Annotated in this window: 10 protein-coding genes; 3 read left to right on the top strand and 7 right to left on the bottom strand. The window is 50.6% G+C overall.

Annotation, left to right across the window (positions count from 1 at the left end):
* Positions 1–34 precede the first annotated feature (34 nt).
* The 3 genes from K2F33_RS23790 to K2F33_RS23800 all read right to left on the bottom strand — a co-directional run bounded on the left by K2F33_RS23790 (position 35) and on the right by K2F33_RS23800 (position 4364).
* The gene (locus K2F33_RS23790) at positions 35–961 is read right to left on the bottom strand and encodes a VanZ family protein (RefSeq protein WP_076165538.1); all 927 of its coding nucleotides are present in this window, start codon (positions 959–961) and stop codon (positions 35–37) included.
* Positions 962–1202: 241 nt separating this feature from the next.
* Positions 1203–2060, bottom strand: a complete 858-nt coding sequence (locus K2F33_RS23795) for an SDR family oxidoreductase (protein ID WP_076165540.1) — start codon at positions 2058–2060, stop codon at positions 1203–1205.
* 171 nt (positions 2061–2231) lie between these two features.
* Positions 2232–4364, bottom strand: coding sequence for a GMC family oxidoreductase (locus tag K2F33_RS23800; RefSeq protein WP_076165542.1), 2133 nt, complete (start codon positions 4362–4364; stop codon positions 2232–2234).
* Between the two features lie 332 nt (positions 4365–4696).
* Here K2F33_RS23800 and K2F33_RS23805 point away from each other — a divergent pair, with 332 nt between their 5' ends.
* A complete protein-coding gene (locus K2F33_RS23805) occupies positions 4697–5308 on the top strand; it encodes a nitroreductase family protein (RefSeq protein ID WP_076165544.1) in 612 nt (203 codons plus the stop codon).
* Between the two features lie 156 nt (positions 5309–5464).
* Here the strand turns inward: K2F33_RS23805 and K2F33_RS23810 are convergent, their stop codons facing one another.
* From K2F33_RS23810 to K2F33_RS23825, 4 genes are all read right to left on the bottom strand, one after another.
* Entirely contained in the window at positions 5465–5851 is a 387-nt protein-coding gene (locus tag K2F33_RS23810; protein WP_076165546.1) for a RidA family protein, read from the bottom strand.
* Between the two features lie 117 nt (positions 5852–5968).
* On the bottom strand, positions 5969–7495 hold the full coding sequence (gene nhaC, locus K2F33_RS23815; RefSeq protein ID WP_263878921.1) for a Na+/H+ antiporter NhaC: 1527 nt from the start codon (positions 7493–7495) through the stop codon (positions 5969–5971).
* Between the two features lie 34 nt (positions 7496–7529).
* Positions 7530–8705 (bottom strand): MalY/PatB family protein, encoded by a 1176-nt coding sequence (locus K2F33_RS23820; RefSeq protein ID WP_263878923.1) that lies wholly within the window; start codon positions 8703–8705, stop codon positions 7530–7532.
* A 41-nt stretch (positions 8706–8746) separates the two neighbouring features.
* Complete coding sequence (locus K2F33_RS23825) at positions 8747–9418, bottom strand: helix-turn-helix transcriptional regulator (RefSeq protein WP_089547296.1); 672 nt, start codon at positions 9416–9418, stop codon at positions 8747–8749.
* A gap of 464 nt (positions 9419–9882) precedes the next feature.
* On the opposite strand from K2F33_RS23825, the gene K2F33_RS23830 reads away from it, so the two are divergent.
* Together K2F33_RS23830 and K2F33_RS23835 are read left to right on the top strand one after the other, a co-directional pair.
* Positions 9883–11301 (top strand): MocR-like pyridoxine biosynthesis transcription factor PdxR, encoded by a 1419-nt coding sequence (locus K2F33_RS23830; protein WP_263878924.1) that lies wholly within the window; start codon positions 9883–9885, stop codon positions 11299–11301.
* A gap of 145 nt (positions 11302–11446) precedes the next feature.
* Positions 11447–12325 (top strand): alpha/beta fold hydrolase, encoded by an 879-nt coding sequence (locus tag K2F33_RS23835; RefSeq protein ID WP_263878926.1) that lies wholly within the window; start codon positions 11447–11449, stop codon positions 12323–12325.
* Positions 12326–12422: the final 97 nt, after the last annotated feature.

Genomic DNA, 12422 nt, shown 5'->3' on the forward strand with positions numbered 1-12422 from the left:
TAATGAATCATAAACTTTCGCGCTTCAACAAGCACTAATTCCAGAAATACTTCATTTCCCTGTAACCGAGATCCCACAATCTCGCATTTCCCTTAACGGTGATCGTTAGTTTATTCGCTTTCTCAATTGGAATTTCGTACGTTTCAGCAGTTCCCTCTTGATAGGTTGGTGCTTCTGTCAGCAGAAGCTGCTGCCCATCGACCGAAATCGCAAGTGTTCCTCCCAGCTTCCCCGTTGCTCCATACTTGAAGTAGAGGATGATATCTCTTCCCCTTAGTTCAGAGGTGTAAACTGCTGCAGTTTGCTCTTTGAAACTGAACACATTGTACTGAGGCAGCACCTGTTCGCGGCCCAACTCAAAACGATATGGTGCTGTGTGTTGAACTGTATTTCCACTGGCGTCCTTCACTTCGTTGATTGCAATGAACGGTCCTTCTTTTTTTGTCAGCGCCGTTTCGATAACTTCGCAGCAGCCCCATACGGCAGCGAAAATGAACAATGCGGAAAATCCGGAAATCACAAGCTGCTTCTTTATCGTTTTTGCGTTTGATCCTAATTTGTAAGCCGCGTATCCGATGGAAGCCCCTATTGAATTCTGAATCGCGTCGTTGATATCGCCGCTGCCCAGATAAGAGAGCATCTGCACCGTTTCGACCACCATGATGGACAAAAAGAACAATGTAATAAATCGAACGTAGCGCATGGGAAACAACATCGGAATCAAAAAGCCGAAAGGAATAAATGCAGCGAAGTTGCCAAAACCAAACAGAGCCATTAAGGAAAATCGAAACAAATCAGTCAAATCCGGTACATGATAAAAATCAAGGGGCGTAAAAATAAATTCGTACTCTGTAATCTGGTGCGATGCCCCGATTCTACCAAAAGCAAAAAACATAAAGTACAAAATGAGGACTGTATAAAGGATGGTGATGATCAGGATAACCTTGCGATTCTTTGCCATAAATTCTGCTCCCTATTGCGAAATGAGTGGATATCTCATGCAATTTTATCCCAAGATTCATACTTCTCCTAGGGTTCATTCTTACACCAAACTTACACGGTTGTCATGTAAGGGAACATTGGGACGCGGCAAAAAGAAGGGCATCAGGTGAACCCTCACCCGTTGCCCTTCTTGAATGTTACCTAGGACCAGCAGTTCGCAGTGGACACGAACACTTCAAGCGGCTGTCTACCAGTTTTGCCTAGGCTTGCAAAGCTTTTGTTATAAGTTCTTTAAGCGTCGTCTGATGTCCGATCAATTGATGTAAATCGTCGGTCGTTTTCTCCATAGTTCCTTCTGCAACAGTGTTATAGATAAAGGCCGTCGTTTGAGCTAAAGATTCCGATAAGCCTGCTTGAACGAGCATGGCCTTCTCTTCGTCGAAGGAAACCTTTTGATGGATGATGTGCTTACCTGAAACTTCGGAGAGAATTTCCGCCAACTCATCGAAACTCCATGGACGATTGGAAACCAGCGTGTATTCCTTGTTTTCGTGTCCTTCCCCGGTCAGTACCGTCGCGGCAGCAAGTGCCAGATCGCTGCGGCTGACCGCATTCAATCTCCCTGTGCCTGTGTTGGTGAAGATCGCCCCGCGTTCTACATTTTCTTGAAGGTGGTCATTGATGAAAAACTCCGCATATCCGCCATTTCGTAAAAAGGTATATGGAATACGGGTCGCGCGGATAGCATATTCGGTCGCCATATGAACGAGTGCAAACGGATTTTCCTCGGCAAAAGCGAAGCTGGTGTAGGCAATATGCCTGATCCCCGCATCTCTGGCGGCTTTGATTACATTGGCATGCTGAACGATCCGCAGCGGATCATCGGTATCCGGACTGGATACAAACAGCAGTTTGATCCCGCCTGCAAAAGCTGCGCGAAGCGTTTCCGGATCGTTGTAATCGCCTTGGCGGACTTCCAGCCCTGCCTCCGTCAGCGAAGCAGCTTGATCCAGATTTCGAACGACTGCAATGATCTGGCTTTCCGGAATCTTTTTCAGTAAATGGTCTATAACGAGCCCGCCTAAGTTTCCCGTGGCTCCTGTGATAACCAGCTTCATCCGATGTGCTTCCTTTCAGAAAGGTATTGTGCGTGAGGAATCATTTCGATTCCATATACAATCATCCTACCACAATCAAATGGTAATAAAAGGTTATAACCGAACTTTCCTCACGCCAATTGATGGAGGGTTATCTCACTAACATTCTGGTATTTACAGCTGATAACCGTTTTAGCCATGCTTCACGATGTTTTCCGAAGTGCGGAATGCCAAAGCTAGAATCGTCAGTACCGGATTCACTCCACCGTTGGTTACATGCACGGATCCGTCGCTCACCCACAGGTTGTCGTAACCGTGTACGCGTCCCATCGGATCGGTGACCGAAGTGGCGGGATCATCCCCCATCCGAAGCGTGCCTGCCTGATGCTGTCCGCCGCTAAGCCCGGTTCCCGGAGTTGTTCGCCAAACCTGGCGCGCACCGGCAGCCCAGAGCCACTTCTCGGCCTGTTCGCCCAGCATCGCTGCCGCCCGAAGCGACTCCGGATGAACCTGGCCCGAGAGCTGGGCGACTGGCATACCGAAACGGTCCTTGACCGTTCGTGAGAGACGTACTCTCGATTCCGACGTCGGGATCTCTTGAATCGGTCCCTGGATCTGGCTGGTGCGCAAATAGCTGTCACGCATCACTTCTTTGCCTGCCAGCCCCCATCTCGGAGCGTCTGGAGCAAGTGCCCTGTACCAATGAATAAGGGGAAGCCGGGTAAATTCGTTGGCAAGCAGTCCGCCACCGATCACGCCGCCGCCATTGTCATGGGCGAAGCGAAGCGTAGCGATGCTGACACCAGGGCCAAGACCGTCCTGGATCGGATCGTCCATGAGACCGTACGCGCCCGTGTAGACATGCCCCTGCAGATTCCGGCCGACTTGGCCGGAACGGTTGCCGATGCCGTCCGGCTCTGCATCGGTAGCCGAGTTCAGCAGCAAACGCGCGCTTTCGATCGCGCCGGCAGCTACGATGACTTGACCGGCTGCCACCAGTTGACGCCGGATCTTCCCGCCTGCTTCCTGCACCAGCCTTACCCCGGTGGCCCGCTTCCCGCCTTCCGTCTCAATCCGCTCCACCATCGTATCGCAGATGATATCGCAGTTACCGGAGGCGGCCGCCCGGACGAGCATCGTGTTATGTCCCCCGTTTTTGCTGTTGGTTGGACAAGCGAAGCCAACGCATTGGCCGCACTGTCCGCATGCCGGCCTGCCGTCCCGTTCGACCGAGTTGATCAGCAGCGGGACCGATCCGGCGTCCCATCCCAAACGGGCTGCCGCTTCCGCCAGCCGCCGCGCTTCCGTCGTCAAGGGCATCGCCGGCATCGGGTAAGGCCGGCTTCGCTTGGCATGCCCGGTGTGGGCGTTCCCGTCACCGGATACGCCCACCTCCCATTCGGCCCTCACATAATAAGGTTCCAGATCCTCGTACGAGATCGGCCAGTCGCTAAGGGAGCTCCCGTCCGGGATGCCGTAGTGGCTTGCCATTCGAAAATCCTCCGGATGGAACCGCCAGGCCTGAGCGCCGTACACCCGCGTACCGCCGCCAACCGTCATGGCATTGTTGTGGTAATCTCCTTCATGCGGAGCTGTGATTCTCTCTTCCCCAGCCTCAGCAAGAAACGTACGCGGACTGCCCTCCAGATCAGGTCCGGTGTTGTGGCCGAATTTGCTCAGCCGGTGGTTGCGCAAATGGTCCCGGCCTACCTGGTCGTACCGAAGCCAACGGCCCCGTTCGATGACGAGAACGCGCATGCCCGACTCAGCCAGCACCGCCGCCGCTACCGATCCGCCCGCCCCGGCTCCGATCACGACGGCATCGTAGCGGTCTTGAAGCTGATCTAGTGTTCGTAAAGGCAAATCGGCTTCGATTGGCGATCCCTGCTGGCCGGATACCGGACCCGGCCGAAAACCGATCATTTCCCATGATTTACCCTCGCGATTCCCGCCGGATTCAGGATTTCCATAATAGCCTTCGACGACAAGCTCCAACAATGCGTTGAAGAACATTGCGGACGAAACAGGCCAATCGCGGACCCGGTCATGCTGGACATCCTGCAGCAATCCATCCTGTTGTTCCTCGGACATTTCTGAAAATGCGTGCCCATACCGGGCCAATGCTTCCGACTCGAGTGCGCGGAGGCCGGGTTCGATCAGCTTGTTCCAAGCTGAAGGATCCTCATCCGCCCTACGTTCCATATAGACGAGTGCTCCTCCGTTGGCCGCAGACGGCCATTCATTTTCCGGGATAAACCGGTTAGAAACCGCTTCCAATATAGAATGCCACTCGACTAACCGGGATGTTTGATCGTTCTGATTCATTTGCTGCCACCTTTCTTCTCGTTCGGATATTCGCTTCTTGTTTTTTCGATACATTCGTAGAGACTACAATTGTTCTTCATGCAAAATTGCCGGTTCACCGTAACCGTTCTCACTATAAGAGATGCATCTAGAATTCTCTTTATTCGTCTCTAAACCCTGCTTGCGGCCATGGTCATTCTGTAAATATACCTAATCATCCATTAAAGATTTTGATTTGACTATATCCAAGTTAAATCATATATTTAATTATATTTAATTAGTAAGTACGTAAGTTTAAGTAAGCAGCAATGACAACACTGCAAATATTTATTTAAAAAGGAGAGAAATCGCATATGAGCAACGTTCAATCCATCGTCAATGAAATTTTGCCGGAGGTGCAAGGACAGCGCAAATCCGAATACCCGGTAAGCCCGCTATTTCTAAATCGCTGGTCTACACGGGCTTTTTCCACCCGTAAAGTCAGTGATCAGGACCTTTATACCATCCTTGAAGCCGCACATTGGGCTCCTTCTTCTTATAATGATCAGCCTTGGCGCTTTATCGTCGCTAAAACCGAAGAGCAGCTCAGCACATTTCATTCATTTTTAAACGAATTCAATTTAACATGGGCATCCAGTGCGCCAGTTCTCATTGTTGTCGCTTCCGACAAGCTTAGAGAAAACGGCGACCCGAACGGTGCGCACGCTTTTGATGCCGGCGCAGCCTGGGCTTCCTTGGCGATTCAAGCGACGATCCTCGGTCTGCATACGCATGCCATCGGCGGTTTTGACCGCAATAAAGCCCGTGACATATTGAACGTACCGGATCACATCGAGCTTCACGCCGTGATTGCTCTCGGCTACCTGGGCGATAAATCCGTACTTCCGGAAGCAATCCAGCAGCGCGAAGTGCCAAATGACCGCCGCCCGCTGAACGAACTTGTTTTTGAAGGGAAATTCGAGTAAAGTAAGCCGCTCCATCGCATCTATTTAACCATTATGTATACCACCTATTTAAAAAGCTGGCCGATCTTGGCCAGCTTTTGTTGTGCTGCATTTAGTCCCGCGAAAAGAGGACAACCCCTTGGAGAACCAAGGGGCTGTTATGTCTACATTTTCAAATTAAACCCTGACGGCAATCACTTCGATCTCCACCAGACCACCCTTTGGCAGCTTGGCTACCTGAACCGCACTGCGTGCCGGATAAGGTTCTGTGAAGAACGTGGCGTACACCTCATTGACTTTCTGAAAATCGTTCATATCCTGCAAAAATACCGTCGTTTTAATCACATCGTTCATGGTAAAGCCCGCTGATTCGAGAATTGCTTTTACATTGAGGAGCGATCGCTGTGTCTGTTCCTCTACGGATGCTGGGAACACGCCTGTTGTGTCCATACCGAGTTGTCCGGATGTAATCAGCATATTACCGATTTGAACTGCCTGGGAGTATGGTCCGATCGCTCCTGGAGCTTCGGTTGTTGCGATGGTTTGTCTCTCTTGTGTTGTCATGGTTTCTCTCTCCTTGTCGCGCTTGAAAGCACGTATAAATGTTTATGGGAATTGCAAAAACCTGGTCAACGTCAACCTGTATTTTTGCAAGTACCTGAATGGAAATTAAGGTTATCGTTAGTTCGTATGGGCTGCCTTCGTCGGAGCCGTTGTATTCAAATTCAACTCTTCTGCATTCGGACCGTCATATTCTTGCAGCATTTCTTGTTGCTGTTCCGGCGTCAGTTTGGCGATCCCAAAACCAGTGAAGCCCCAAATCATGGCGAAAATGATCCCTGTCCAGCACAGCATGGCCCATGGCAGATAGGAGAGCGTTGCGACGCCCAGCGTACCGGCCATGTAGGCGCCTGCTGCCGTCCATGGCAAGATAGGTTCCGTAATCGCAGCGGAGTCTTCGACGGTCCGCCCGAGATTTTTTGGATGCAGTCCACGGCGGATGTATGCTTCGCGCAGCATTTCGCCCGGCATCAGGATGGACACTTGGCCGTTGCTTGTGACGCCGATCATTGTCAATCCGGTCACGATCGTTGCAACGATCATGGACCCTGTCGAGCGTACATGCTTCAGGATTCGGTTCACGATCAGCTCAAGCGATTTGGTGAGCGATATGGTGCCGGCAAACGTAATTGCGCTGAAACAGATTAACAATGTTCCCATCATGGAGTTCATTCCACCGCGGTTCAAAAGCTTCGGTACATCCGGAATGACCGCAGCCGGATCGAATCCTTGGACGTGAACCATCCCGATATCGAACCCGTTCAATACAGAACTTACGACATCATGCAATGTGAAGCCCTGGAATATCAATGCGTTCGCCATGGCAAAGGCTGAAGACAGCAGCATGACCGGCAGCGTAGGCTTTTTCCGGATCGAGCCGTACAACACGATGAGGATCGGGACGATGAGCAGTAAATTCCAGTGGTAAATCGTGCCCAGCGTATCCATAATGGTCCCTACTTTTTCAGGGATACCTGCACCTGCCGTATGTGTATTCAAACCTGTGATGACATAGACGATTCCGGCTACGATAAACGAAGGCAGCGTCGTGTACAGCAAATGACCGATATGCTCATACAAGTTTACGCCTGTGGACAGGGCCGCGATATTCGTCGTATCCGATAGCGGCGACAGCTTGTCGCCGAAGTAGGCACCGGCAACCACCGCACCGGCAACGGCTGCCAGATTCACATCCAGTCCGGCGCCAACGCCCATAAATGCTACCCCGATCGTTCCTGCAGAGCCCCATGACGTACCGGTACAGACCGATACGACCGACGTCACCAAAAAGGCGGTGATGAGCAAAAACTGCGGGTTAATAATTTTAAGCCCGTAATAAATCATCATCGGAATCGTGCCGCCCACCATCCATGCCCCGATCATCAGCCCTACGGCAATCAGGATTAGAATGGCCGGCATCGTTTTGGCTATTTTTTGGGCAATGGAATTCAAAATATCGTTGTAACTGTGCCCCAGCCTAACTGCAATGATCCCCGCGACAACCGTTGAAGCAATAATGAGCGGTTCAGGCGGCAGCTCGAACATGACGTATCCCAAGCACAGCAGTACCACCATCGTTATGATCGGAAGTAAGGCCAAAAACAGCGTCGGTTCTTTGATTTGTTTTCCCTTCGTTTGCTCTGTCATCGTTGTATTCCCCCTGGGATAAATGAATTGTGAACTACTTCTCGTGCAAAGGATAATGATCTGCCATACGCTGCAGCGCATCCCGAAGAAGAGACCTCGGAGTGGCAACGTTCATGCGGATATAGCCTTCGCCAATCGCCCCGAATGAGGTTCCGTAGCTGACACTAACCCTGCTCTTGTTTTGAATCCAATCCACTAAATCGCTTTCAACCTTCCCGCAGGCGGTGCAGTCCACCCACAATAAATAGGTACCCTCAGGCTGAATGACTTTAAGTTCGGGCATATTGGCCTGTATAAAATCGATCGTATAGGCGATGTTGTCCGTTATATATGCGCGAAGCTCGTCCAGCCATTCATCGCAAGCCGTATAGGCCACTTCCAGGGCAGGCACGGCAAAAAAGGTCGGATTATGAATCCCTGCCTGCTGCAGCCCATCTTTAAAGCGTTTCCGCAGCTGCTCGTTAGGAATAATGATGTTGGCGATTTCCAGACTCGCGAGATTGAACGTTTTTCCCGGGGATGTGCAAATGATCGAACGGTCTGCCACCTGCTCCGTCAGCTTGGCGATCACGGTATGCTCGTGCCCCTGATGGATGAAATCCGCATGGATGTCATCGGATACGATCAGCGCATCGTATTGGATGCACAGCTCACTGATCCGCTCCAGCTCATGGATCGTCCAGACCCTTCCGGTGGGATTATGCGGGGAGACTAGCAAGACCATCTTCACGCCATCCTTCATTTGCGCTTCCATATCTGCAAAATCGATCTCATATCGTCCGTTCACAAGCAGCAGCGGACTTTCAACCAACTGCCTGCCATTGATCGCTACCGCCTTCGCGACGGGTTGATAAGCAGGTGTGTGAATGAGGATGCGGTCCCCCTTCTCCGTCAGGTTCTGGATCAGAACCGAGACGGCTTGTACGATTCGTGGGCAGAATACGATCCATTCCTGCGGCACCTGCCAATCATAAGCTTTGGACAGCCAGCCTTGTACCGCTTCGTAATATGGCGGGAACGGATCGGTGTAACCGTAAATGCCGTGTCTGGCCATTTCCGTTATCCGGTCCACCACAACCGGCGGCGCCGGCAAATCCATGTCCGCGACGGACAGTGCGATCATGTCCTTCCCCTGGGATTGGGCCATTCCGTCCCATTTGGCGCTGTTCGTGCCGTATCTGCTGATGATGTGGTCAAAATTATATTTCATGGATGTCACCTTTCCTTAATCCTGCGTATGCCAGTTCCTGATTACTTAAGCTTCTGCAAATAACGGTAGACAGTAGGCTCGGATATCGCTAATGCTGCGGCGACTTGGGAAACGCCGCCTTTCAGCAAGAATACCCCCTGCTCGTTTAACTCACGCACGAGCTCGATTTTCTCTTGTGAGGATAACCGGTCGACAGGAATATTTATTTTGCTGATGACGGATGCGATCATATGAGTAAGCAGATCATCCGCGTTGCCCTGCAAATATTCCTTGGACTGCTTGTCTTCCTGCGGAGCCTCAATTGAAGCTGGAGGAAGCGGCGAACCGCCTTGTAAAATATGCTGAATCCATTCTGCCGCAGCCTCCATGTGGGTGATGTCAATGTTCAGACACATCAGCCCGACGAGCTCGTTGTCGTCGTTTTTGATAAAAAAGGTGGACGATCTAAAGCTTTGCCCCATCTTTCCCGAAGCCTTATAGTTGGCGATAAACTGTTCTTCCCGGTATGCTTCCGCTTTCAGCAGTTTCAAGACCAAGTCCGTGGACGCGTCTCCTACCTTACGCCCGCTGATGTGACCGTTCTCAATAAAAATAATCGATCGTTCCGGATCACTGATGTCATGGACTACGACCTCGCATTTGGGCCCAATAATAGCCGCAATAAATGAGGCAATTGGAAAAAACTTCTCAAGGAACTGCCGGTTATCATTCATGTACGGATGGTCTCCTTCCCTGTAAACCTTATGTGTTGTTATAAAATTTATCAATATAATAATTTATTATCGTGATAAGAGTATATTACATTTTTAAAACGGTTTCAATCATTATTTTGCAAAAGTGCGCGAAACATGTCGGAATTTGTTTTTTTGATAAGGACATGGATTACCCATGCTTTAATAGCGCAAAAAAGCCGCAAGGCAGGCGGCTTCAGCATGATAAATTTTTATCAAATTAGCTTTAGTTTACATAATATATCTTACGTTAATCAATCTGGAAGTTCCTCTTCTTTCAAAGCCACAAGCTCGGCAATCTGCCCCACTCGGCACCCATTGCACGTTTAAACATCCTTTCACCCCCTTTGTGCGTGTTCTTCAGCTTCCGTATAATGGTGATAATTGGTCATCATAGGAGCCGGAAAGTTGTATATAAGAAGAACCAATGTAAAGGAGACATGGCTATGTTCGGATTTAGAGCTGCTGCAGGGGCAGGTTCGGTCACCAAGCAGTTATGCAGTTACCTGCGTCAGGAAATTGAGAGTGGTGCACTCACACCCGGTCTCCAGCTGCCTCCGACACGTCGGGCCGCCTTGGACCTTGGGATTGCGCGCAACATCGTGATCGAAGTGTATGAGCAATTGACCGCCGAAGGGTATTTGACGTCCAGAGCCGGCTCCGGAACGTTTGTCGCTGAGGGCATCGAAACCCGCAAAGCTATGAAAATCGACCCTATGCCTTCATCAGCATCAACCGCTCAATCCGAGTCCGTTCCTAAGAAACCGAAGCTCATCGACTTTGACGGAGGTCTGCCTGATTTGTCTCATTTCCCCCGCAGGCTTTGGAGCAAATACGTACGGGAAATTACCGATTCGGCGGTGGAAGACATATTTTCGTATGGCAATATTCAAGGGCTGCCTGCACTGCGTGAGGCTATTGCCGATTATTTGTACCGGGTCAAAGGTATGGCGTGCAGCATGGACCAAATCGTCATTACGTCGGGAACCTCCGAAGGAATCCTGCTGCTGGCGTCTACCCTCTCGGACCGTTTTCATACGGTTTACACCGAAGAGCCGACGATCGGGTTTGTCGGTGATATTTTCCAAAGATTAAACTATACTATCCATCCGGTCGAGGTTGATCATCAAGGAATGCAGATCCAACGGATCGAGCATAACTCACCTGCCGGTCTGATCGTGCTGACGCCTTCCCACCAATACCCGACAGGCAGCATTCTCTCGATTCAACGGAGGCAGATGGCTATTGCGCTGGCTGAAAAGGCTGGACACTATATCATAGAGGACGACTATGACAGCGAGTTCCGGCATAAAGGCGGGCCGGTCCCTCCGCTGCAGCTTCTTGCCCCGAGCAAGGTCATCTATGCAGGCACGTTTAGCAAAACGCTGTCGCCCGCCCTGCGGATCGGATTCCTCGTTGCCCCCCCGGAACTGATCGAGCCGGTCATTCGCACCAAAACGGAACTAAACCTGACAACTTCCGGTATCATGCAATCGGCACTTGCGCGTTTTATATTGGACGGGCATTTTGACAGGCATATTCACAAAATGAGAGCGATATACAAACGTAAACGCGTATATATAGCGGAACAATGCCGCCGCTTATTCGGCGACCGCGTCGAACTGCTGGGTGACGAAGCTGGAATGCATGTCCAGCTCCATTTTAAGCAGCATGCTTACGGGCCGGTGGACTGGCACAACATGGAAGGGCTCGGCGTCCGCCTCTCATCTTTTGAAGACTATGCGGTGTTAAAAGGCCGCTCCCCCGGTAAGGTGGTACTCGGATACGGGAATCTGACAGAGAGGGAAATCGCTGAAGGGCTGCGAAGAATCCAGCAATTTACGGAATCTTGGAGAAGGATCTGAGATATAGTTTAAAGTTGTACCTTCAAGTGCTACAACAATATACTTTTGCAATAAGTTCAAGTATATCAAGTAAGTTAATCACCGAAACCGAAAGATTGCATGAATGTTATATGATGACTGTATAAACCATTGGGGAGTGAAATAAATGGAGAAAGTCATCAAGCTCAAGGATTCATCCGAAATCAAAGTTGGTTTGGCAGGACGACCCGGAGGCAAAACAATCATGCTGCCTGTCGCCAAGGAATCTGTGTACGGCCAAGAAGCTGAGAGCCTTAAGCTGTGGGGGGTCGACCCCGAATCCGGACAGCATTTCGTCGAGGGACTGGCTGATATGTTCCAAGTCTTGTACTTTGACTATGAAGGCCATCGCATGAAGCACCCCAATCCCGACCATCTGACACCAGACCAGATCGTAGAAGATCTCCTGCTCATCGCCGACGAAATGAATGTCCGCCATTTTAGCTATTATGGTTACTCCTGGCTGGCGCTGGTCGGTCTGCAGCTGGCTATCCGTACGGAGCGGCTGGAGAGCTTGATCATGGGCGGATTTCCGCCATTGGACGGGCCCTATAAAGAAATGATGGTGGTGACCCGCAGTACTTATGAACAAGCTGTACGCAATCAAAATACCCCTATCATGAAAGATTGGCAGGATTCGAGCAGTCCGGAAAAGGTGGATTGGGACCAGGTTCAGGTCAAGATCGACGCGAATCAGACCAAACAGTTTATGACGCTGTACCAGCATTTGATGGATTTTGACGATCGGGCGGTGAGTCTGAACCCGGCCGTTCCGAAGCTGGCTTTTGCCGGAGAGAAAGATACGATCGTGTATGGGGAAAACTTCGGCGGCGTCACTGTGGACATTGCCGGGATATTGCAGAGAAACCAACAAGCTTTGGAAGAAAGGGGCTGGGACGTTCGTATCTTAACGGGAGACGGGATGGACCATACCAAAGCCATGCACCCGGAGACCGTGCTTCAGGTCATCAAGCCCTGGCTCGTGTCTAATTTGTTGGACGGATAGAAGATATTCCGCTAACGCTTTTCAAGATGATCCCATCGATAATCATTCAAATAAGCTCCTTAATTCACCATTTAAAAAAGGCATCCGGTCGTAGGAA

It is taken from the genome of Paenibacillus sp. PSB04, assembly GCF_025809195.1.
GTDB classification, from domain to species: domain Bacteria; phylum Bacillota; class Bacilli; order Paenibacillales; family Paenibacillaceae; genus Paenibacillus_AQ; species Paenibacillus_AQ favisporus.